The organism is Pseudomonas sp. NPDC089408, from assembly GCF_044749445.1.
Lineage (GTDB): Bacteria > Pseudomonadota > Gammaproteobacteria > Pseudomonadales > Pseudomonadaceae > Aquipseudomonas.
Genome location: NZ_JBIVHY010000002.1, coordinates 339,096 through 362,199 on the forward strand (window position 1 = coordinate 339,096; position 23,104 = coordinate 362,199).

Sequence of the window (23,104 nt, forward strand, 5' to 3'; positions counted from 1 at the left end):
GGTAAGCGTCATGAATCGTCTGTTGTCCGTTTTCGCCCTGGGGGGGGCGGTGTTGCTGGCAGGTTGCGTCGCACCGACGCCCAAGCCCAACGACCCGTACTATGCGCCGGTGTTGCCGCGCACCCCATTGCCGGCAGCGGCCAACAACGGTTCGATCTACCAGGCCGGGTTCGAGCAGAACCTGTACAGCGACCGCAAGGCGTTCCGGGTGGGTGACATCATCACCATCACCCTCAACGAGAAAACCTCGGCCAGCAAGAACGCCGGTTCGCAGATTGCCAAGAACAGCAAGACCGATATCGGCCTGACCTCGCTGTTCGGAAGCACGCCGAACACCAACAACCCGTTCGGCGGTGGTGACCTGTCGCTGGAAGCCGGCTACAGCGGTGACCGCGCCACCAAGGGCGACAGCAAGGCCACCCAGGGCAACACCCTGACCGGTTCGATCACCGTGACCGTGGCCGAAGTGCTGCCCAACGGCATCATCGCCGTGCGTGGCGAGAAGTGGCTGACCTTGAACACCGGCGAAGAGCTGGTGCGTATTGCCGGCATGGTCCGTGCCGACGATATCGCCACCGACAACACCGTGCCGTCCACCCGTGTGGCCGATGCGCGCATCACCTATTCCGGTACCGGCTCGTTCGCCGACGCCAGCCAGCCCGGGTGGCTGGACCGCTTCTTCATCAGCCCGCTTTGGCCTTTCTGAGTACGGATGACCATGTTCAACGTGAGGCAGCTGATTGCCGCAACCCTGCTCCTGTCCTGTGCCTTTGCGGCGCAGGCCGAGCGCCTGAAGGACATTGCCAGCATCTCTGGCGTGCGTTCCAACCAGTTGATCGGTTACGGCCTGGTGGTGGGCCTGAACGGTACGGGTGACCAGACCACCCAGACACCGTTCACCCTGCAAACCTTCAACAACATGCTGTCGCAGTTCGGCATCAAGGTGCCGGCCGGCTCCGGCAACGTGCAGTTGAAGAACGTGGCTGCGGTGTCGGTGCATGCCGACCTGCCACCGTTCGCCAAGCCGGGCCAGGTAGTGGACATTACCGTGTCGTCGATCGGCAACTCGAAGAGCCTGCGTGGCGGCAGCCTGTTGATGACCCCGCTTAAAGGTATCGACGGCAACGTCTACGCCATCGCCCAGGGCAACCTGGTGGTGGGCGGCTTTGACGCCGAAGGCCGTGACGGCTCGAAGATCACCGTCAATGTTCCGTCGGCAGGCCGTATTCCGGGTGGCGCCAGTGTCGAGCGTGCGGTACCGAGCGGCTTCAACCAGGGCAATACCCTGACCCTGAACCTCAACCGCCCCGACTTCACCACCGCCAAGCGTATCGTCGACAAGGTCAACGACCTGCTCGGCCCGGGCGTGGCCCAGGCGGTAGACGGTGGTTCGGTGCGGGTCAGTGCGCCGATGGACCCGAGCCAGCGTGTGGATTACCTGTCGATCCTGGAAAACCTCGAGATCGACCCGGGCCAGGCGGTGGCCAAGGTCATCATCAACTCGCGTACCGGCACCATCGTGATTGGCCAGAACGTCAAGGTGTCGCCGGCAGCGGTGACCCATGGCAGCCTCACCGTGACCATTACCGAAGACCCGATCGTCAGCCAGCCGGGGGCCTTCTCCAATGGCCAGACCGCTGTGGTGCCACGCTCGCGGGTCAACGCCGAGCAGGAAGCCAAGCCGATGTTCAAGTTCGGCCCAGGCACCACGCTGGATGAAATCGTCCGTGCGGTGAACCAGGTGGGCGCAGCGCCCGGCGACCTGATGGCCATCCTCGAAGCCCTGAAACAGGCCGGCGCCTTGCAAGCCGACCTGATCGTGATCTGAGGGCGCCGAGGATGAACAGTAAAAGCCTGGTTTCCGGCAGCGCCGACAGCGGTGCCTACACCGACCTCAACCGCCTCAACGCCCTCAAGCACGGCGACCGCGACAGCGAAGCCAACGTGCGCAAAGTGGCCCAGGAGTTCGAGTCGCTGTTCATCAGCGAAATGCTCAAGGCCTCGCGCAAGGCCAGTGACGTGCTGGCCGACGACAACCCGATGAACACCGAAACGGTCAAGCAGTACCGTGACATGTACGACCAGCAGTTGGCCGTGAGCATGTCTCGCGAGGGCGGCGGTATCGGCCTGCAGGATGTGCTGGTGCGCCAGTTGACCAAGGGCCGCAGTGCCTCGATCAACACCAGCCCGTTCCCGCGTGTCGACAACGCAGGCCCGGCGCTGTGGGGCAACAAGGTGGCGGAGCCGGTGCATGCCAGCGATTCAACCACCACGCGCAATGACGTTGCCGCGCTCAACTCGCGGCGCCTGGCCTTGCCGAGCAAGCTCACCGACCGCCTGCTGGCCGGTATCGTGCCATCGGCGGCCACCGCCAATACAGCCGCCGTGCCGGCCCGTGACGGCCAGCAGGTGGCCAAGGCCTTTGCCGTGCCGGACAACGGCCTGCGCATTGTCGGGCGCGCCGTGGCCCAGCCGCCGCTGGCGCCGAAAAAGGCCTTTGCCGACAGTGACGAGTTCGTCGCCACCATGCTGCCGATGGCCGAACAGGCCGCCAAACGCATCGGTATCGACCCGCGCTACCTGGTGGCCCAGGCCGCGCTGGAAACCGGTTGGGGCAAATCAGTGATGCGCAACAGCGATGGCAGCAGCAGCCACAACCTGTTCGGCATCAAGGCCACCGGCAATTGGCAGGGCGAGCAGGCGCGAGCGATCACCAGCGAGTTCCGCGATGGCCAGTTCGTCAAGGAAACCGCAGCGTTCCGCAGCTACGACTCGTACCAGGACAGCTTCCACGATCTCGTCACCTTGTTGCAGAACAATTCCCGCTATCAAGGTGCGCTGGATTCGGCCGATAACCCAGAGCAGTTTGCAAGAGAGCTGCAAAAGGCAGGTTATGCGACCGACCCGGGCTATGCGCGCAAGATCATCAGCATCGCCCAGCAAATGCAGACAACCCCGCAATACGCCATGGCTGGCAGAACCACGAATCTATAAAAGGACTAAATCATGTCGAGCCTGATTTCGATTGGCCTGAGTGGCCTGAATGCCAGCCAGGCGGCATTGTCGGTAACCAGTAACAACATCGCCAACGCCGCGACCAGTGGCTACTCGCGCCAGCAGACCCTGCAGCAGGCGGGCCCGTCGCATAACATCGGGGCTGGTTTCATCGGGACCGGCACCACACTGGCAGACGTGCGGCGCATCTACAGCTCCTACCTGGACAACCAGCTGCAGACGGCGACCTCGCTGCAGGCCGACTCGGTGACGTTCCAGGAGCAGGTAACCAGCGTCGACAAGCTGCTGGCAGACCGCGACACCGGTATCAGCTCGGTGCTTACCGCCTTCTTCTCGGCCCTGCAGACCGCAGCGGCCAAGCCGGGTGACGTTGCCTCGCGCCAGTTGCTGCTGACCCAGGCGCAAACCCTGAGCAACCGTTTCAATGCGGTGAGCACCCAGCTCAGCCAGCAGAACGCCACGATCAACTCGCAGCTCGATACCATGGCCGGGCAGGTGAACAAGCTCACCGCCAACATTGCCGAGTACAACAAGCAGATCACCGCCGCCAGTGCCTCGGGTAACACCCCCAACAGCCTGCTGGATGCGCGCAGCGAAGCCGTGCGCCAGCTCAATGAGCTGGTCGGCGTGACGGTGCAGGAGCGTGATGGCAACTACGACGTGTACCTGGGCAGTGGCCAGTCGCTGGTCACCGGTACCAAGGCCAACACCCTGTCGGTGGAGCCGGGTGTCGCCGACAAGAGCCAGGTCAGCCTGCGCATCAACTATGACTCGTTCAGCTCGGACGTGACCACGGTGGTTTCCGGTGGCGCGATTGGCGGCCTGCTGCGTTATCGTCAGGACGTGCTGACGCCATCGATGAACGAACTCGGGCGTGTCGCCCTGGTGGTCGCCGACAGCATCAACAGCCAGCTGGGGCAGGGCCTGGATGCCAATGGCCAGTTCGGCAGCTCGCTGTTCTCCAGCATCAACAGCGCCGCCGCGATTGCCCAGCGCAGCCTGGCCTCGTCGAACAACAGCGCAGGCTCCGGCAACCTGGATGTCACCATTGCCAACAGTGGTGCGCTGACCACCTACGACTACGAGGTGAAGTTCACCAGCGCCAACCAGTACAGCGTGCGCCGGTCCGACGGCACCGACATGGGCAGCTTTGACCTGAATGCCGACCCGGCGCCGGTGATCGATGGTTTCAGCCTGGCGTTGAAAGGCGGCGGCCTGGCGGCTGGCGACAGCTTCAAGGTCATCCCCACCCGGGCTGCTGCCGGTAGCATCACCACCACCCTGACCGATGCCAACAAGCTGGCGTTTGCCGGGCCGGTGAGCGCCACAGCGGGCAGCGGTAACAGCGGCACCGGCACCATTACTCAGCCGACCCTGGGCGAGTCGCTGGACATCTATAACGGTGCCGACACTGCATTGATCCAGCAATCGATTCGCGACTCGATGCCGGTGCGCGTGGTGTTCGACGCGGCCAGCGGTGGTTCCCAAGGCTACAAGCTGTTCGATGCCAAGGGCACGCAGATTGGCACGGGCAGTGTAGTGCCTGGTACCGACAACAAACTGTCGATTGCTGTACCGATGCTGGATGCGTCGGGTAACCCGATTCTTGATGACAGCGGCAACCCGCGAACCTTTGCCGTCGAAACCACCATCGGCGGTAGCCCGGCTGCCAACGACAGCTTCACGCTGTCGTTCAACGCCGACGGCAAGGCTGACAACCGTAACGCCAACGCCCTGCTGGACCTGCAGACCAAGTCGACCGTGGGCACCAACTCCGGTACCGGCACCAGCTTCACCTCGGCCTATGCCGCACTGGTCGAGCGGGTAGGGGCCAAGGCCAGCCAGGCCACCATCGACACTACGGCAACCCAGGCCGTGCTCAAGTCTGCGAGCGAAAGCCGCAGTGCCGTGTCGGGTGTCAACCTTGATGACGAAGCGTCCAACTTGATCAAATTCCAGCATTACTACACGGCGTCATCGCAGATCATCAAGGCGGCGCAAGAAACCTTCTCCACCCTGATCAACGCCCTGTAAGGAGTAGCGGACCATGCGTATTTCAACTGCTCAGTTCTATGAGACCAGCGCCACCAGCTACTCGCAGAACTACTCCAACCTGGCGAAGATCACCGAACAGGTGACCTCCAAGTCGCGCATCCAGTCGGCCGGCGACGACCCGGTCGGCGCTGCACGCCTGTTGCTGCTGCAGCAGCAGAGTTCGTTGCTAGAGCAGTACAGCGGCAACATGACCACGGTCAAGAATGCCCTGCTGCAAGAAGAAAGTGTGCTGTCGACCATCAACGATGCCCTGCAGCGCGCCAGTGAGTTGGCAATCCAGGCGGGTAACGGTGGCCTTAGCGATGCCGACCGTACCTCCATCGCCAGCGAAATCAAGGAAATCGAAGCCAACGTGTTCGGCCTGCTGAACTCGCGTGATGCCAACGGCGACTACATGTTCGGCGGCTCCAAATCGTCTACCCCGCCCTATGTGCGCAATGCCGACGGCACCTACAGCTATCAGGGCGACCAGACCCAGCTGAGCTTGCAGGTTTCGGACACCTTGCGCCTGGCGACCAACGACACCGGCTACAGCATCTTCGATCAGGCCACCAACAACAGCCGCACCCAGTCTAACCTGGTAGCGCCGTCGCCGGATGATGGCAAGGTGCTGCTGTCTGGCGGTTTGTTGACCTCGGCCACCACCTACAGCAACCAGTTTGCTGCGGGCCAGCCATATTCCGTCACGTTCACCAGTGCCACCGAGTACAGCGTCAAGGATGCCGCTGGCAATGACATCACCCAAGAAACCGCCGGCAAGGGCAAATTCGACGTCAATGCCGAAGGCGGCAAGATGATCTCGCTGCGCGGTGTCGAGTTCGAAATCAACCTTAACCTGGCGGAGGGCGATGATGCCGACGCCGTGGTGGCGGGGCATGTGTTCACCCTTGAGGCCAAACCCGACACCCTGACTGCCACGCGCAGCGCAGGCAACCCGTCGACGGCACAGGTGACCGGCACCAGCATCACCGGCCCGGATGCCTATCGCAGCACCTTCCCCAGGGACGGCGCAGTGATCCGCTTTACCAGCGATACGGAGTATTCGCTGTATGCGCAGCCGTACAGTGCCGACAGCAAGCCGATTGCCTCCGGTACGGTAGGGGCGGGTAATGCGGTAACGGTCGCTGGCGTCACCTACCAGTTTGATGGTGCACCCAAGCAGGGTGACCAGTTCTCTGTCAACGCCAACACCCACCGCACGCAGAACGTGCTGGACACCTTGGGCCAACTGCGCAGCGCCCTGGAAAAGCCGCTGGATACACCCGAGGCGCAAGCTGCACTGAAGGCCGCTACCGACTCGGCCATTTCCAACCTGGCCAGCGCACGTGACCGCATCGATATCACCCGTGGTTCGGTGGGTGCGCGTGGCAACTCGCTGGATATCCAGGCCCAGGAGAACGAAAGCCTGGGTTTGGCCAACAAGACTACCCAGAGCGCTATCGGTGACACAGACATGGCCACGGCGACCATTCAGCTGACCCTGCAGCAGGCCATGCTGGAAGCCTCGCAGCTGGCGTTTGCGCGTATTTCGCAGCTGAGCTTGTTCGACAAGCTCTGATCTATCACCGCTCTATCAGGCTGGCACCAAACCCTGTAGGAGCGGCCTTGTGTCGCGATAGGGCCGCAAAGCGGCCCCGGCGATTTTTGCGATAATGCTGAAATCCTGGGGCTGCTTCGCAGCTCTTTCGCGACACAAGGCCGCTCCTACAGGGTGCTTGCGGCTGCCTGGTCACGGCTTTCGTAGCATTTCAATGTGACCAATGAGTCAAAACGTTCATCTTCCCTGTATTCTATGCAGCAGCTGTTGCAGCATTTTGTTACCGGTTGCGCAGGCGAGCTCTGCTTTCACCCCCTGGCGGTGACGCTCCGGTATTTGGCGCCCTCAATTCATCGAGTGGTGGTCTTTGGCTGTTTTCATTGGGAAGCCAGAATGATTGGCATCAAAAGCATCGCGAGTTACGTGCCCACCGCTGGCCTGGACAACTACGTCCAGGGTGCGAAGTTCGGCAAGGACGAAGAGTTCATGTTCGGCAAGATCGGCGCCTCGTTCCTGCCGCGCAAGGCCGAAGAACAGGAAACCTCCGACCTGTGCGTAGAAGCCGCCCAGGCACTGTTCGCCAGCAACCCCGACCTTGATCCGCAGTCGATCGATGCGTTGATCGTGGTCACCCAGAACGGTGACGAAGAAGGCCTGCCGCACACCGCTGCCATCGTCCAGAGCAAGCTCGGCCTGTCCACCCGCGTGGCGGCGTTCGACGTGTCGCTGGGCTGCTCGGGCTATGTATATGGCCTGTATGCGATCAAAGGCTTCATGGAAGCGGCAGGGCTGAAGAACGGCCTGCTGATCACGGCTGACCCGTACTCGAAGATTGTCGACCCGGAAGACCGCAACACCACCATGCTGTTCGGCGACGCCGCCACGGCGACCTGGATGGCCGAAAATGCGGTGTGGAACCTGGGCCAGGCGCGCTTTGGTACCGACGGTTCCGGTGCCGAGCACCTGAAAGTCACCGATGGCAAGTTCTTCATGAATGGCCGCCAGGTGTTCAACTTCGCCCTGGTCAAGGTGCCGGCGCACCTGCACGAACTGCTGGATGCCAGCGGCCTGACGTCTGCCGATATCGACGCCTTCTGCATTCACCAGGGCAGCGCGGCGATTGTCGATGCCGTGGCGCGCCGCTTCGAAGAGCAGCACCCGGAGAAGTTCGTCAAGGACATGCTGGAAACCGGCAACACCGTATCGTCCAGCGTGCCGCTGCTGCTGCAGAAACACATGCTCGACGGCAGCTGGAAGCGCGTGGCGATCAGCGGCTTTGGTGTGGGCCTGTCGTGGGGCTCGGCCATTCTTTACCGCGACTGATCCTCTGCAGCCTTGAAAAAGCGCCCGGCGGCTAACGCCCGGCGCTTTTTTAATGCCTGAAAAATTACCACGGCACTGGGTACGTTCCCTGTGGGAGCGGGTTCACCCGCGAACACCGGCAAAGCCGGTGCCATCCAGCGCGTCGCCTTCTTCGCGGGTAAACCCGCTCCCACAGGGGAGGGGTTGCTGAGGTCTGAGGGCTGGCATTCAGCCTGGCCGAGAGCGAATTTTGACGCCAATAAACCGCCCTTAACCCCTTGATTTCTCAGGGCTGGCCCCCTGCCACCATTTTTTTTTCGAAAAACCCCTCAAGCAACCCGCGCAACCGACGATAACCATTACGAAGGTTCTCTAGGCCACACCCGGCTGTCGCCAGGGCCGGAAGCCGCAGTATCCATACCACGAGGAATTCGTCATGGCTTTGACCGTTAACACTAACATCACCTCCTTGGGCGTTCAGAAGAACCTGAACCGTGCTTCCGACGCGCTGGGCACCTCGATGTCCCGCCTGTCCTCTGGCCTGAAAATCAACAGCGCCAAAGACGACGCCGCTGGCTTGCAGATCGCCAACCGTCTGACCAGCCAAATCAAAGGCCTGAGCGTTGCCGTGAAAAACGCCAACGACGGCATCTCCATCGCCCAGACCGCTGAAGGCGCGATGCAGGAATCGACCAGCATTCTGCAGCGTATGCGCGAACTGGCCCTGCAGTCGGCTAACGGCTCGAACAGCGGCGACGACCGTACTTCCCTGCAGCAAGAATTCACCGCTCTGTCGGGTGAACTGACCCGTATTGCAAACACCACTACCTTCGGTGGTCGTAACATTCTGGACGGTTCGTTCCAAAACGTTGGTTTCCAGATTGGTGCTAGCGCTAACGAAACTATTTCGTTTGGCATGACTGACATTAGTGCGACTGGCTTAAAAGGTTCTTACAGCGAAGCAACTATCGCTGGTAATGATATGGGCGGTCTGACCGCCACTGCATTGGGTACCAAACTGACCACTCCTGCGCCGGTAGTTGGTGCAGCTGTAGTGAATAGCACATCTGTACCAACCGAGATTAAGGCTGGTGAAGGTGGCTTCGCTGCGGACCTGGGCTTTGCTATCGGTAACCAATCTGTATTGGTAGAGGCTGGTGACGAAGGAGCAGCAATTGCTGCTAAGATGCAAACTGCTCTGCGAGCCGCTACTGGTGATAACACCGCCACTGTAGGCTTCACCGATGCTGATGGCTTCACCATGAGCGCGTTGGCTGATATTGAAATTTCGGGTGCGGGTGCATCGTCTATAGGTCTAGCTACCGGCACTACCAAAGCGGTAACTGCTGGTACCCCAACCCCGGCTACCGGGGCTACAACTTTGGCAGCTGGCGGTACAATCAGCGTCAATGACTCTCAGGTCACCTGGGCGGCTGGTGCAACCATCACTAGCGTACTTGCTCAGATCCAAGGTCTTGATAGCATTGATGCCGCTAATACAAAAATCGATTCTGACGGCCGTATCAATATCGTTTCTAAAGATGGAAGTGATGTGCGCCTTTCGAATGAGCAGAGTGGCTCTCTGGCGCAGCTGGGCTTGACTGCCGGCACGTCGGAAGCGAAAACTACTGCAGATACGTCGATCACCCTTAATGGTGTAGAAGTTAAATTCGCCAAGGGTTCTTCAGCTCAAAATATTGTCTCGGCTATCAATAGCGCTAGCACCGGCGTCACTGCTAGCTTGACCGATGATGGCAAGCTCTCATTGTTCTCTGATAAAGACATTACTGTTTCGGACGGCAGTGCCGGTACTGGTCTGTCTGCTCTGGGGCTCGCGGGTAAAACTGGTGCTACTGCAGTAGCAATGGAAACTACTGTTTCCAATCTGAGCATTACTGATGCGCAATCCTCCCAGATTTCTATCCAGGCCTTGGATGCTGCTATTGCCCAAGTCGACAGCCAGCGCGCCCAGCTGGGTGCCGTGCAAAACCGCTTCGACAGCACCGTAGCCAACCTGAACAGCATCTCGGAGAACTCCACTGCTGCCCGCAGCCGTGTACAGGACGCCGACTTCGCTTCGGAAACCGCCGAGCTGACCAAGCAGCAAACCCTGCAACAGGCTTCCACCGCGATCCTGTCCCAGGCCAACCAGCTGCCGTCCTCGGTACTGAAACTGCTGGGCTAATACTAAAAGCTGAGTAGTTTGACGAAGGGTACGGTGACGTACCCTTTCGTCTTTCCAGGAAAAAGAGGTGTAAGACATGGATATGAGCGTGAAACTGGGCCTGTCCTATCCCGCCTCCGCTGCGCCCGACACATCGACGAGCAAGCGGCAAGCAAACGACATGGCAGCCAACGAGCCGGTCGACAAAGAATCCAAGCCTGCAGTCCGGCTAGATCTGGAGGGTGCCATCAGTGCCATTCAGGACTTCGTCAAGGCTTCAGAGCGACAACTCGACTTTTCGATCGATGACTCCACCGGCCAGGTGGTGGTCAAGGTCATTGCCCGCCAAAGCGGCGAAGTCATCCGCCAGCTGCCTTCCGAAGTGGCACTGAAACTGGCGGAAAACCTGAAGGATGCCAATAGCCTGTTGTTTGACATTCAGGCCTGATTGGCACGGCTTTTGTTGTAAAGCCGCACGGACGCGTTTTCGTCGGATTTTCGACGGTCACCGAAATGGAGAGTAAAGATGGCGAGTTCAACTATTACCGGCCTGGGTTCGGGTCTGAAGATCGACGAGATCGTGGCGGCGTTGGCCAATGCCGAAAAGGCGCCAAAGCAGAAGCAGATCAATACCCAGACCACCACGGCCACGACCTCGCTGTCGGCCATCGGTACCATCAAAAGCGCGCTGGATACCTTCCGTGCAGCGATCGCCAAGCTGAATACGGCGTCGAGCTTCTCTGGCCTGGCTTCGTCGTCGTCCGATGAGGCAATCGCCAAGTTGAAGCTGGGCGACGGGGCGTCTTCGGGCACCTATGCCCTGGAAGTCACGCAGCTTGCGACCGCATCGAAAATTTCGACGCAGGTGTACGAAAGCACGTCGAAGATTGTCAACGACTCTGGCGAATCGCAAACCCTGACCATCAGCCAGGGCAGTGCTACCCATAGCGTCACAATCGCCAACGGTGCAACCCTGCAGCAAGCGCGCGATGCCATCAACGGGCAATTGCAGTCCAAGGGCATTACGGCAAACATCGTCACCGACGCCAGTGGGTCCCGGTTGGTGTTCTCCTCGACCAAGATGGGCGAGGGTACCGAGTTAACGCTGGGTGGCGATGCCAGCATGGCCACCGGCGTTACCACCATTGCCAAGCCGCAGAACGCCAAGTACACGCTTGATGGGCTCGAGCTTGAATCGGCTTCCAATACCGTCACTGGGGCAGTCAGCGGGGTCGACATCACGCTGGTGAAAGAGGGCAAGTCCAGCCTTTCGATCGTCAGCAACAACGACACCCTGAAAACCTCGGTGCAGTCGTTCGTCACGGCTTATAACGCGTTGATGACCTCCATCAATGCCCAGACCAAAGTAACCACCGGCGCCGATGGTGCTGCCACGGGTTCTGCGGCGCTGACGGGCGATGCCACCATGCGTTCGTTAGTCAATGCGGTGCGCAGCGAAATCAGCCACAGCGTAGGTACAGGGGGGCTGCGCACCCTGTCGCAGCTTGGCATCAACACCGTGCAGAAAACCGGCTTGCTGGAATTCAACGACACCAAGTGGGATGCGGCGGTCAAAACCTATGGCGCCGACATCAGCGACATGTTCACAGGTAAAGACGGCCTGCTGACGCGCATGACCAAAACCACCGAGGAATACGCCAAAACGGGTGGTATCCTCGCCTCGCGTCAGACTAACCTGACCAATCAGCTCAAAGAGCTGGAAGAGTCGCAAGCCGCCCTGGATCGCCGTATCGAGTCGCTGACCGAAACCCTGACCAAGAAATACAACGCCATGGACACCATGGTCGCCCAGCTCAAGGCCACCAGTGACAGTGTGATGACCACGCTGAACGCACTGAACAAAGCCAACAGCGACTCCTGACCGCATTAAAGAAAGCCGGGGCAGGGCCGATACCTTGAGTATACGGCCCCTGTCCAGCAGCCCCGTTCACTGAGGATCCCCCATGCACCCGATGAGAGCCCTTCGCCAGTACCAGAAGGTCAATTCCCACGCCCAGATTTCCGAGGCCACGCCGCACCGCCTGGTGCAGCTGCTGATGGAAGGTTCGCTCGACCGCATGGCCCAGGCCAAGGGTGCAATCGCGCGCGGTGATGTGGCGCAGAAGGGTGTGATGCTGGGCAAGGCTATCGACATCATCGGTGGCCTGCGTGAAGGCCTGGACAAGGAAAAAACCGACAACCCGGACGAACTGGACCGCCTCGACAGCCTGTACGACTACATGGCCCGTCGCCTGACCCAGGCCAACCTGCACAGCGACCCGGCGATGATCGACGAAGTTGCGCAGCTCATGATCACCGTGAAAAGCGGCTGGGATGCCATCGCTTCCGCTGAGCAATAACACCCAAAGGAGCCCCTCCATGAGCGCATTGCAGCAAATCGAAGATACCCGTCTGGCCCTGAGCCAGGCCCTGCAAGCGCGCGATTGGGCAGCCATCGGTGAGCTCGACCTAGCATGCCGGGCGCTGATGGATGAAGTGTCGCAGGTGGATGAAGAAGACGAGGCCGCTGTAAAGGCCAAGCTAGAGGCGTTGATGGCGGTTTATCGTCAGCTAATCGACGTTGCAAGTGACGAGCGTCAATCGTTGGTCACGCAAATGTCGAATATCAACCAAGCGAAACACGCCACAAAGGTATACCATCTGTTCAGCTGAAGCTGGGCACAATGCAACGTTTCGGCGCCATTAATTTGACTGCTTTTAAGTTTTTGACTTTACTAGTGGCTGTTTTCGAATTTCAGACGTCCGAACACTGACCATTCAGTCGGAATGATGTCGAGCACGCCCCTGCAGGGCGCCGATATGACTAGGGAAGTTGCTATTGCATGTGGCGTGAAACCAAGATTCTGCTGATCGATGACGACAGCGCACGCCGCCGCGACCTTGCGGTGGTGTTGAACTTCCTCGGCGAAGATAACCTCGCGTGCGCCAGCCATGACTGGCAGCAGGCGGTCGAGCCATTGTCCTCGAGTCGCGAAGTGCTATGCGTACTCATCGGCACCGTCAATGCTCCGGGCAATCTTCTGGGGCTGCTTAAGACAGTGGCTGGCTGGGATGAGTTCCTTCCGGTTCTGCTTTTAGCTGAAATTTCTTCTGCCGAGCTGCCGGAAGACCTGCGCCGCCGGGTGCTTTCCAACCTGGAAATGCCGCCCAGCTACAGCCAATTGCTGGATTCGTTGCACCGTGCCCAGGTCTACCGCGAGATGTACGACCAAGCGCGCGAGCGCGGCCGCCAGCGCGAACCCAACCTGTTCCGCAGCCTGGTCGGCACCAGCCGTGCCATCCAGCATGTGCGACAGATGATGCAGCAAGTGGCCGATACCGACGCCAGCGTGCTGATCCTGGGTGAATCGGGCACCGGCAAGGAAGTGGTGGCGCGCAACCTGCACTACCACTCCAAGCGCCGCGAAGCGCCGTTTGTGCCGGTCAACTGCGGCGCGATCCCGGCCGAGTTGCTGGAAAGCGAACTGTTCGGCCACGAGAAGGGCGCCTTTACCGGGGCGATCACCAGCCGTGCCGGGCGTTTCGAGCTGGCCAACGGTGGCACCCTGTTCCTCGACGAAATCGGCGACATGCCGCTGCCGATGCAGGTCAAGCTGCTGCGCGTGTTGCAGGAGCGCACCTTCGAGCGCGTGGGCAGCAACAAGACCCAGAGCATCGATGTGCGCATCATTGCCGCCACGCACAAGAACCTCGAGACCATGATCGAGGACGGCACCTTCCGCGAAGACCTGTACTACCGGCTGAACGTGTTCCCTATCGAGATGGCGCCGTTGCGTGAGCGGGTGGAAGACATTCCGCTGCTGATGAACGAGCTGATCTCGCGCATGGAACACGAAAAGCGCGGCTCCATCCGTTTCAACTCAGCCTCGATCATGTCGCTGTGCCGCCACGGCTGGCCGGGCAACGTGCGCGAGCTGGCCAACCTGGTCGAGCGCATGGCGATCATGCACCCGTACGGGGTGATTGGCGTGTCCGAGCTGCCTAAGAAATTCCGCTACGTCGATGATGAAGACGAGCAGATGGTCGACAGCCTGCGCAGCGACCTGGAAGAGCGCGTGGCAATCAATGGCCACACGCCGAACTTCAGCAGCCACGCCATGCTGCCGCCCGAAGGCCTGGACCTCAAGGACTACCTGGGTAGCCTGGAGCAGGGTCTGATACAGCAGGCGCTGGACGATGCCAACGGTATCGTTGCGCGCGCAGCTGAACGTTTGCGCATTCGCCGGACCACCCTGGTCGAGAAGATGCGCAAGTATGGTATGAGCCGCCAGGGCGGCGAGGACCAGGCTGAGGATTGATGGATAGGCCGGGGTGTTCGCCTTGGCCTTTCTGGCGCCTGTGAGATCGAGCGCCGCCAGGTGTTCGCCGCAACATTTTCATCGCCTGTGAAATCGAGCGCCGCCCGCGCGGCGCTTCGCGGCTAAAGCCGCTCCTACGTTTGTTTCGGGCCAATTATGCCTGCGGGATTTGCGCGCGAACGCCTTGGTGCATGCCTCGATATCGCGTCGTACAAACAAGGCGGTCGCGCGCGCCTGGCGCAGGATGGACTGGCCCGAAACAAACGTAGGAGCGGCTTTAGCCGCGAAGCGCCGCGCGGGCGGCGCTCGATTTCATAGGCGCTGACAATGCATCGACGAACACTTGGCGGCGCTCGATCTCGCAGGCCCTGCAAATCTCCCGGTAACCACCTTCCAGCCCTCGCACTGCCTTCCTCTCGCTAAACCCCCATCTCCGGCACGGCTATTGCTACACCGCTGGCAACATACCGTTTTTATGACGGTCAGCCACGCGAGAGAGCACGATGCCCCAGGCCGCCCACGTATCCCGAGCCCCCGATCAGCAGGGGCAAACCCCGGTCGAGCAGGACAGCCGCCAGGGTATCGAGCACGCCTTCGCCCTGTTCAACCAGGTGTCCAGCCAGCTCAGTCAGTCCTATAGCCTGCTCGAAGCCCGGGTCAGCGAACTCAAGGGCGAACTGGCCGTGGTCAGCGCCCAGCGCATCGCCGAACTGAGTGAAAAGGAGCGCCTGGCCAACCGCCTGCAGAACCTGCTGGCCCTGCTGCCCGGCGGGGTGATCGTGATCGATGGCCAAGGCCTGGTGCGCGAAGCCAACCCGGCGGCCTGCGAACTGCTCGGCGAGCCGCTGATCGGTGAGTTATGGCGCCAGGTGATCGCCCGCAGCTTTGCCCCGCGCAAAGACGACGGCCACGAAGTCTCGCTGCGCGATGGCCGCCGCCTGTCGATCGCCACCCGTTCGCTGGACGCCGAACCCGGCCAGCTGGTGCTGCTCAACGACCTGACTGAAACCCGTCGCCTGCAAGACCAGCTGGCGCGTCACGAGCGCCTGTCATCGCTGGGGCGTATGGTCGCCTCGCTGGCGCATCAGATCCGCACGCCGCTGTCGGCTGCCATGCTCTACGCCAGTCACCTGGCCGATAGCGAGCAACCGCTAAGCGAGGAAACCCGCCAGCGTTTTGCCGGCACTCTGAAGGAGCGCCTGTACGAGCTGGAACACCAAGTGCGCGACATGCTGGTGTTCGCCCGTGGCGAGCTGCCGCTGGGTGATCGGGTTACCCCCAAAGCCTTGTTCCAGGCCCTGCAGCAGGCAGCCCAGACCCATGTGCAAGGGCATGCCATACGTTGGCAGTGCGACAGCCACTTGGGCGAGCTGTTGTGCAACCGCGATACCCTGGTCGGTGCCTTGCTCAACCTGATCGAGAATGCCATACAGGCCAGCGTCGGTGCGGCGCGTTTGAAGGTGCACCTGTTCCGCCGCGAGCGCACCTTGCACCTGTGCGTGAGTGATGCCGGCAGCGGTATCGACGCCGAGTTGCTGGCGCGCCTGGGCGAGCCGTTCCTGACCACCAAGGCCACGGGCACCGGCCTGGGCCTGGCGGTGGTCCAGGCTGTGGTGCGTGCGCATCAGGGTACGGTCAGCCTGCGTTCGAAAGTGGGCCGTGGTACCTGTGTGCGGGTGGAGTTGCCACTGATCGACGGGCAATGCGCGGAGGCTGTGTAATGGCAATCAATGTGCTGCTGGTCGAGGACGACCGCGTCTTGCGCCAGGCGTTGGGCGACACCCTGGAAATCGGCGGCTTTGCCTACCGTGCGGTGGGTTCTGCTGAAGAAGCGCTGGAGGCGGTGCAGGATGATGCGTTCAGCCTGGTGGTCAGCGATGTGAACATGCCCGGCATGGACGGCCACCAGTTGCTTAGCCAGCTGCGTCGCCAGCAGCCGCAGCTGCCGGTGCTGTTGATGACGGCGCACGCCGCCGTCGAGCGGGCGGTCGAGGCCATGCGCCAGGGCGCCGCCGATTACCTGGTCAAGCCGTTCGAACCCAAGGCGCTGCTCAGCCTGGTCGAGCGGCATGCGGCCGGCCGGGTTAGCGGCGAAGAAGGCCCGGTGGCCTGTGAGCCGGCCAGCCGCCAGTTGCTGGAGCTGGCCGCGCGGGTAGCGCGCAGTGACTCCACCGTACTGATTTCCGGCGAGTCCGGTACCGGCAAGGAAGTGCTCGCCCGCTACATTCACCAGCAATCGTCGCGGGCGACGCAGCCCTTTGTGGCGATCAACTGCGCGGCGATCCCCGACAACATGCTTGAAGCCACCCTGTTCGGCCACGAGAAGGGCGCATTCACCGGTGCCATTGCCGCCCAGGCCGGCAAGTTCGAGCAGGCCGAAGGCGGCACCTTGCTGCTCGATGAAATTTCCGAAATGCCCATGGCCTTGCAGGCCAAGCTGCTGCGCGTGTTGCAGGAGCGTGAGGTGGAGCGGGTAGGTGGGCGCAAGCCGATCAGCCTCGATATCCGCGTGCTGGCCACCACCAACCGCGATCTGGCTGGCGAGGTGGCAGCCGGGCGTTTCCGTGAAGACCTTTACTACCGGCTGTCGGTGTTCCCTCTGGCCTGGCGGCCGCTGCGCGAGCGCCCGGGTGACATCCTGCAGTTGGCCGAGCGCCTGCTGGCACGGCATGTAGCCAAGATGAAGCACGCCCCGGTGCGCCTCTCGCCGCAGGCACGGGCGTGCCTGCAGGCGCATGCCTGGCCGGGCAACGTGCGTGAACTGGACAACGCCCTGCAGCGGGCGCTGATTCTGCAGCAGGGTGGGGTGATCGAGGCGGCGGATTTCTGTCTGGCAGGCGCCATTCCGTTGTCGGCTGGCACCGCGCCATTACCTGAGGTGGCTGCTGAGGCCAGCGGCCTGGGTGATGACGTGCGCCGCCACGAGTACCAGATGATCATCGACACCCTGCGCGCCGAGCGCGGCCGCCGCAAAGAGGCGGCCGAACGCCTGGGCATCAGCCCGCGCACCCTGCGCTACAAGCTGGCGCAGATGCGCGATGCCGGGTTTGACGTCGAGGCCAGCCTGTTCGGTTGAGCTGCAAGCCATAAGCTTCAAGCTTCAAGCCGCTTTGTGCCGGGGCGCCTTCCAGCTTATGGCTTGCAGCTTAAGGCTTGCCACTTCGAGGCTGGCACCTTTGTTGCTTTACGTAGGCTATTCGCCGCATGAGTGTCAAAAAAATGCGGCCGCAGGAGAGAGAAGGGTCATGAGCCAAGGTGTTGAATTCAATCGTCTGATGTTGGACATGCGGGCCATGCAGGCCGATGCCATGTCGCTGCCCAAGGTCACCGCCGCGCCCGAGCTGGCGCCGGGGCAGAGTACCTTTGCCGACATGCTCGGCCAGGCCATCGGCAAGGTGCATGAAACCCAGCAGGCCTCGACCCAGCTGGCCAATGCCTTCGAAATCGGCAAGAGCGGCGTCGACCTGACCGACGTGATGATCGCGTCGCAAAAGGCCAGCGTGTCGATGCAGGCCATGACCCAGGTGCGCAACAAGCTGGTCCAGGCGTACCAGGACATCATGCAGATGCCGGTTTGAGGACGGACGTAAACCATGGCTGAAGCAGTCGTCGACAACGCCCCTGCCAAACCCGGCAAGCCTGCGGCCAAAGCGCCGATCCCGGGCATGGCGTTTCTGGAAAACATTTCGCAGATGCCAATGCTGCGTCAGGTGGGCCTCATGGTCGGCCTGGCGGCCAGCGTGGCGATCGGCTTTGCCGTGGTGCTGTGGTCGCAACAACCCGATTACCGTCCGCTGTACGGCAGCCTGTCGGGCATGGACACCAAGCAGGTCATGGACACCCTGGCCGCTGCCGACATCCCCTACAACGTAGAGCCCAACTCCGGTGCCCTGCTGGTCAAGGCCGACGACCTCTCCCGCGCGCGCCTGAAACTGGCTGCTGCCGGCGTTGCGCCAAGTGACGGCAACGTCGGCTTCGAACTGCTCGACAAGGAGCAGGGCCTGGGCACCAGCCAGTTCATGGAAGCCACCCGCTACCGCCGCAGCCTGGAAGGCGAGCTGGCGCGTACTGTGTCCAGCCTGAACAACGTCAAGGCCGCACGCGTGCACCTGGCCATCCCGAAGAGCTCGGTGTTCGTGCGTGACGAACGTAAGCCAAGCGCTTCGGTACTGGTCGAGCTGTACCCGGGCCGCGCCCTGGAAGCCGGGCAGGTGATGGCCATCGTCAACCTGGTCGCCACCAGTGTGCCAGAGCTCGACAAGTCCCAGGTCACCGTGGTCGACCAGAAGGGCAACCTACTGTCCGAGCAGTTGCAGGATTCTGCCCTGACCGAGGCCGGCAAGCAGTACGACTACAGCCGCCGCATGGAAAGCATGCTCACCCAGCGTGTTCGCAACATTCTGCAGCCAGTACTGGGCAATGACCGCTACAAGGCCGAAGTGTCTGCCGACCTGGACTTCAGCGCGGTCGAATCGACTGCCGAGCAGTTCAACCCCGACCAGCCGGCCCTGCGCAGCGAGCAGTCGGTCGATGAGCAGCGTGCCAGCAGCCAGGGCCCGCAAGGTGTACCCGGCGCGCTGAGCAATCAGCCGCCAGGCGCCGCTTCGGCACCGCAGACCACCGGTGGCGCCGCTACCCCGGCAGCGGCCATCCAGCCAGGCCAGCCGCTGGTGGATGCCAACGGCCAGCAGATCATGGACCCGGCCACCGGCCAGCCAATGCTCGCGCCGTACCCGTCAGATAAACGTCAGCAAAGCACCAAGAACTTCGAACTGGACCGTTCCATCAGCCACACCCGCCAGCAACAGGGGCGCATGACCCGCCTGTCGGTGGCGGTGGTGGTGGACGACCAGGTCAAGATCGACCCGGCCACCGGCGATACCACCCGTGCGCCATGGGCGGCAGAAGACCTGGCGCGCTTTACCCGCCTGGTGCAGGACGCGGTCGGCTTTGACGCCAGCCGTGGCGACAGCGTGACGGTGATCAACGTGCCGTTCGCCGCCGACCGTGGCGAAGAAATTGCCGATATCGCCTTCTACCAGCAGCCGTGGTTCTGGGACATCGTCAAGCAGGTGCTGGGCGTGGTGTTCATCCTGGTACTGGTGTTCGGTGTGCTGCGTCCGGTGCTGAACAACATTACAGGGGGCGGCAAGCAGGCTGCCTCGGATAGCGACATGGAGCTGGGCGGCATGATCGGTCTGGATGGCGAACTGGCCAACGACCGCGTCAGCCTGGGTGGCCCGACAAGCATTCTGCTGCCTAGCCCGAGCGAGGGTTACGAGGCACAGCTCAACGCAATCAAAGGCCTGGTGGCCGAAGACCCGGGCCGTGTGGCCCAGGTCGTGAAAGACTGGATCAACGCCGATGAGTGACAACCGAGCCGTTACCGCCAAGCTGAGCCGCGTCGACAAAGCGGCGATCCTGTTGCTGTCGCTGGGCGAGACCGATGCGGCGCAGGTGCTGCGGCACATGGGCCCCAAGGAAGTGCAGCGGGTGGGTGTGGCCATGGCGCAGATGGGCAATGTGCACCGTGACCAGGTCGAGCAGGTGATGAGCGAGTTCGTCGACATCGTCGGCGACCAGACCAGCCTGGGCGTGGGCTCCGATGCCTATATCCGCAAGATGCTCAACCAGGCCCTGGGCGAGGACAAGGCCAACGGCCTGGTCGACCGCATCCTGCTGGGTGGCAACACCAGCGGCCTGGACAGCCTGAAGTGGATGGAGCCACGCGCCGTGGCCGACGTGATCCGCTACGAGCACCCGCAGATCCAGGCTATCGTGGTCGCCTACCTCGACCCGGACCAGGCCGGTGAAGTGCTGAGCAACTTCGACCACAAGGTGCGCCTGGACATCGTCCTGCGCGTGTCGTCGTTGAACACCGTGCAGCCGGCAGCCCTGAAAGAACTGAACCAGATCCTCGAGAAGCAGTTCTCGGGCAACTCCAATGCAGCGCGCACCACCCTGGGTGGTATCAAGCGGGCGGCCGACATCATGAACTTCCTCGACAGCTCGGTGGAAGGTGCGCTGATGGACGCAATCCGCGAAATCGATACCGACCTGTCGGAGCAGATCGAAGACCTGATGTTCGTCTTCAACAACCTGGCCGATGTCGACGACCGTGGTATCCAGGCGCTGCTGCGCGAGGTGTCCTCCGACGTGCTGGTGGTGTCGCTCAAGGGTGCCGACGAGCGGGTCAAGGACAAGATCTTCAAGAACATGTCCAAGCGTGCCTCGGAGCTGCTGCGCGACGACCTGGAAGCCAAGGGGCCGGTGCGGGTCAGCGACGTCGAAACGGCGCAGAAGGAAATCCTCACCATTGCCCGGCGCATGGCCGAGGCCGGCGAGATCGTGCTTGGCGGCAAAGGCGCCGAGGAAATGATCTGATCCTGCCGGCGACGCGGCCCCCTGTAGGAGCGGCCTTGTGTCGCGATAGGGCTGCAAAGCAGCCCCAGGATTTCAGCTTCGCAGCATAAAGTGCTGGGGCTGCTTTGCAGCCCTATCGCGACACAAGGCCGCTCCTACAGGGGGCGCGTTGGTTGCTAAAAGGCTTTTGAGTATTTGAAAACATGCCCACCATAGAACATCACCCCAGCGACCTGATCCGCGCCCGCGACCTCGAGGGCGTGGACGTGTGGGCGCTGCCCAGCTTCGACCCGCAACCCGAGCACGTTCCGGAGCCAGAGCCGGAACCTGAAGTGGTCGAGGATGAGATCGAGGAAGTGCCGCTGGAAGAAGTCCAGCCACTGACCCTGGAAGAGCTCGAAGCCATCCGCCAGGAAGCCTATAACGAGGGCTTCGCCACCGGTGAGCGCGAAGGCTTCCACAGCACCCAGCTCAAGGTCCGCCAGGAGGCCGAAGAGGCCCTGAAGGCCAAACTCGGCAGCCTTGAGCGGCTGATGGCCAACCTGATGGAGCCAATCGCCGAGCAGGACACGCAGATCGAGAAAACCCTGGTGCACCTGGTTGCGCACATGACCCGCCAGGTAATTGGCCGTGAGCTGCGCAACGACTCCAGCCAGATCACCCAGGTGCTGCGCGAGGCACTCAAGCTGCTGCCCATGGGCGCCGATAACATCCGCATCCACCTCAACCCCCAGGATTTCGAGCTGGCCAAGGCCCTGCGCGAACGCCATGAAGAAAACTGGCGGCTGCTGGAAGACAGCGCACTGCTGCCCGGCGGTTGCCGTATCGAAACCGCGCACAGCCGCATCGACGCGAGCATGGAAACGCGCATCGAGAAAGCGGTGGCGCAGCTGTTCGACCAGTTGCATGACCATTCCCTGCACCCGGCGGCGCCGGACGTGTCGGTAGACCTGGATGCGCCAGTCGAGCGCGCCGTGGACAACCCCGATGCACCTTAAGCGCACCAGTTTCGGCAAGCGCCTGGGCAGCTACGCCGAGGCCATCGAGCTGCCGGCCCAGCCCATCGTTGAGGGCCGCCTGCTGCGCATGGTCGGCCTGACCCTGGAGGCCGAAGGCCTGCGCGCCGCAGTCGGCAGCCGCTGCCTGGTAATCAACGACGACAGCTATCACCCGGTACAGGTCGAAGCCGAAGTCATGGGCTTTGCCGGCTCCAAGGTGTTCCTCATGCCGGTTGGCAGCATTGTCGGCATCGCCCCTGGCGCCCGTGTGGTGCCCCTGGATGATGGCGGCCGCCTGCCGATGGGCATGAGCATGCTCGGCCGGGTGCTGGATGGCGCCGGCCGTGCGCTGGATGGCAAAGGCGGGATGAAGGCCGAGGACTGGGTGCCGATGGACGGCCCGGTGATCAACCCGCTCAACCGCGACCCCATCAGCAAGCCGCTGGACGTGGGTATCCGCAGCATCAACGGTCTGCTCACGGTCGGCCGTGGCCAGCGCCTGGGCCTGTTCGCCGGTACCGGCGTGGGTAAGTCGGTGTTGCTGGGCATGATGACCCGTTTCACCGAGGCCGAAATCATTGTGGTCGGCCTGATCGGTGAGCGGGGCCGCGAAGTGAAAGAGTTCATTGAGCACATTCTCGGTGAAGAGGGCCTCAAGCGCTCGGTGGTGGTGGCGTCGCCTGCCGACGATGCGCCCCTGATGCGCCTGCGCGCTGCCATGTACTGCACGCGCATTGCCGAGTACTTCCGCGACAAGGGCAAGAACGTGTTGTTGCTGATGGACTCGCTGACCCGTTTTGCCCAGGCCCAGCGGGAAATCGCCTTGGCCATCGGCGAGCCGCCGGCCACGCGCGGTTACCCGCCGTCGGTGTTTGCCAAACTGCCCAAGCTGGTGGAGCGGGCCGGTAACGGCGAGCCGGGTGGTGGATCGATCACGGCGTTTTATACCGTGCTGTCCGAAGGTGACGACCAGCAAGACCCGATCGCCGACTCGGCGCGGGGCGTGCTCGACGGCCACTTCGTGCTGTCGCGGCGGCTGGCGGAGGAAGGCCATTACCCGGCGATCGATATCGAAGCGTCGATCAGCCGGGTAATGCCGCAAGTGGTCGATGCCGACCACTTGCGCCAGGCGCAGAAGTTCAAGCAGTTGTGGTCACGCCTGTCGCAAAGCCGCGACCTGATCAGCGTGGGCGCCTATGTGGCCGGCGGCGACCCAGAGACCGACCTGGCCATAGCCCTGCAGTCGAGGCTGGTGGAGTATCTGCGCCAGGGCCTGCGCGAGAACGTGGGCATGGCGCAGAGCCGCGAACAGCTGGGGGCGATCTTCACGCCCCCGGCGGGCTGATAGGCC

19 protein-coding genes are annotated in these 23,104 nt (G+C 62.1%); all 19 read left to right on the forward strand.

All coding sequences use genetic code 11. The features are described from left to right. Nucleotides 1-10 precede the first annotated feature (10 nt). The 19 genes from flgH (at nucleotide 11) to fliI (ending at nucleotide 23,098) form a co-directional block, all read left to right on the forward strand. On the forward strand, nucleotides 11-706 hold the full coding sequence (flgH, locus tag ACIP02_RS04910) for a flagellar basal body L-ring protein FlgH (RefSeq protein WP_400613770.1): 696 nt from the start codon (nucleotides 11-13) through the stop codon (nucleotides 704-706). Nucleotides 707-718: 12 nt separating this feature from the next. Next, the gene (locus tag ACIP02_RS04915; RefSeq protein ID WP_370844649.1) at nucleotides 719-1,828 is read left to right on the forward strand and encodes a flagellar basal body P-ring protein FlgI; all 1,110 of its coding nucleotides are present in this window, start codon (nucleotides 719-721) and stop codon (nucleotides 1,826-1,828) included. A gap of 11 nt (nucleotides 1,829-1,839) precedes the next feature. Continuing rightward, nucleotides 1,840-2,994: a flagellar assembly peptidoglycan hydrolase FlgJ gene (gene flgJ / locus ACIP02_RS04920; RefSeq protein ID WP_400613772.1), complete on the forward strand. Its 1,155-nt coding sequence runs from the start codon at nucleotides 1,840-1,842 to the stop codon at nucleotides 2,992-2,994. A 12-nt stretch (nucleotides 2,995-3,006) separates the two neighbouring features. Then, nucleotides 3,007-5,049 carry a flagellar hook-associated protein FlgK gene (gene flgK, locus ACIP02_RS04925; protein ID WP_400613774.1) on the forward strand — a complete coding sequence of 681 codons (2,043 nt, stop codon included), beginning with the start codon at nucleotides 3,007-3,009 and terminating at the stop codon, nucleotides 5,047-5,049. Between the two features lie 13 nt (nucleotides 5,050-5,062). Next, the gene (locus ACIP02_RS04930; RefSeq protein ID WP_400613776.1) at nucleotides 5,063-6,628 is read left to right on the forward strand and encodes a flagellar hook-associated protein 3; all 1,566 of its coding nucleotides are present in this window, start codon (nucleotides 5,063-5,065) and stop codon (nucleotides 6,626-6,628) included. A 372-nt stretch (nucleotides 6,629-7,000) separates the two neighbouring features. After that, nucleotides 7,001-7,930, forward strand: coding sequence for a ketoacyl-ACP synthase III (locus ACIP02_RS04935; protein ID WP_400613778.1), 930 nt, complete (start codon nucleotides 7,001-7,003; stop codon nucleotides 7,928-7,930). A gap of 415 nt (nucleotides 7,931-8,345) precedes the next feature. Beyond that, nucleotides 8,346-10,094 carry a flagellin gene (locus ACIP02_RS04940; RefSeq protein WP_400613781.1) on the forward strand — a complete coding sequence of 583 codons (1,749 nt, stop codon included), beginning with the start codon at nucleotides 8,346-8,348 and terminating at the stop codon, nucleotides 10,092-10,094. 76 nt (nucleotides 10,095-10,170) lie between these two features. After that, a complete protein-coding gene (locus ACIP02_RS04945) occupies nucleotides 10,171-10,521 on the forward strand; it encodes a flagellar protein FlaG (RefSeq protein ID WP_400613783.1) in 351 nt (116 codons plus the stop codon). 78 nt (nucleotides 10,522-10,599) lie between these two features. Next, nucleotides 10,600-11,955 (forward strand): flagellar filament capping protein FliD, encoded by a 1,356-nt coding sequence (fliD, locus tag ACIP02_RS04950; RefSeq protein WP_400613785.1) that lies wholly within the window; start codon nucleotides 10,600-10,602, stop codon nucleotides 11,953-11,955. Between the two features lie 82 nt (nucleotides 11,956-12,037). Continuing rightward, on the forward strand, nucleotides 12,038-12,433 hold the full coding sequence (gene fliS / locus ACIP02_RS04955) for a flagellar export chaperone FliS (protein WP_038410049.1): 396 nt from the start codon (nucleotides 12,038-12,040) through the stop codon (nucleotides 12,431-12,433). 19 nt (nucleotides 12,434-12,452) lie between these two features. Beyond that, nucleotides 12,453-12,746, forward strand: a complete 294-nt coding sequence (locus ACIP02_RS04960) for a flagellar protein FliT (RefSeq protein ID WP_400613787.1) — start codon at nucleotides 12,453-12,455, stop codon at nucleotides 12,744-12,746. 170 nt (nucleotides 12,747-12,916) lie between these two features. Further along, entirely contained in the window at nucleotides 12,917-14,392 is a 1,476-nt protein-coding gene (gene fleQ / locus ACIP02_RS04965) for a transcriptional regulator FleQ (protein WP_400613789.1), read from the forward strand. 503 nt (nucleotides 14,393-14,895) lie between these two features. Then, a complete protein-coding gene (locus ACIP02_RS04970; protein WP_400613791.1) occupies nucleotides 14,896-16,113 on the forward strand; it encodes a sensor histidine kinase in 1,218 nt (405 codons plus the stop codon). After that, on the forward strand, nucleotides 16,113-17,468 hold the full coding sequence (locus ACIP02_RS04975; protein ID WP_400613793.1) for a sigma-54-dependent transcriptional regulator: 1,356 nt from the start codon (nucleotides 16,113-16,115) through the stop codon (nucleotides 17,466-17,468). The genes ACIP02_RS04970 and ACIP02_RS04975 overlap by 1 nt, the downstream gene beginning before the upstream one ends. 169 nt (nucleotides 17,469-17,637) lie before the next feature. After that, a complete protein-coding gene (gene fliE, locus ACIP02_RS04980) occupies nucleotides 17,638-17,970 on the forward strand; it encodes a flagellar hook-basal body complex protein FliE (protein ID WP_003254438.1) in 333 nt (110 codons plus the stop codon). 15 nt (nucleotides 17,971-17,985) lie between these two features. Continuing rightward, nucleotides 17,986-19,764 carry a flagellar basal-body MS-ring/collar protein FliF gene (fliF, locus tag ACIP02_RS04985; RefSeq protein ID WP_400613796.1) on the forward strand — a complete coding sequence of 593 codons (1,779 nt, stop codon included), beginning with the start codon at nucleotides 17,986-17,988 and terminating at the stop codon, nucleotides 19,762-19,764. Then, entirely contained in the window at nucleotides 19,757-20,776 is a 1,020-nt protein-coding gene (fliG, locus tag ACIP02_RS04990; protein ID WP_400613798.1) for a flagellar motor switch protein FliG, read from the forward strand. Before fliF ends, fliG begins: the two co-directional genes overlap by 8 nt. A gap of 182 nt (nucleotides 20,777-20,958) precedes the next feature. Beyond that, nucleotides 20,959-21,753 (forward strand): flagellar assembly protein FliH, encoded by a 795-nt coding sequence (fliH, locus tag ACIP02_RS04995; RefSeq protein WP_400613801.1) that lies wholly within the window; start codon nucleotides 20,959-20,961, stop codon nucleotides 21,751-21,753. Then, on the forward strand, nucleotides 21,743-23,098 hold the full coding sequence (gene fliI, locus ACIP02_RS05000; protein WP_400613803.1) for a flagellar protein export ATPase FliI: 1,356 nt from the start codon (nucleotides 21,743-21,745) through the stop codon (nucleotides 23,096-23,098). Before fliH ends, fliI begins: the two co-directional genes overlap by 11 nt. Nucleotides 23,099-23,104: the final 6 nt, after the last annotated feature.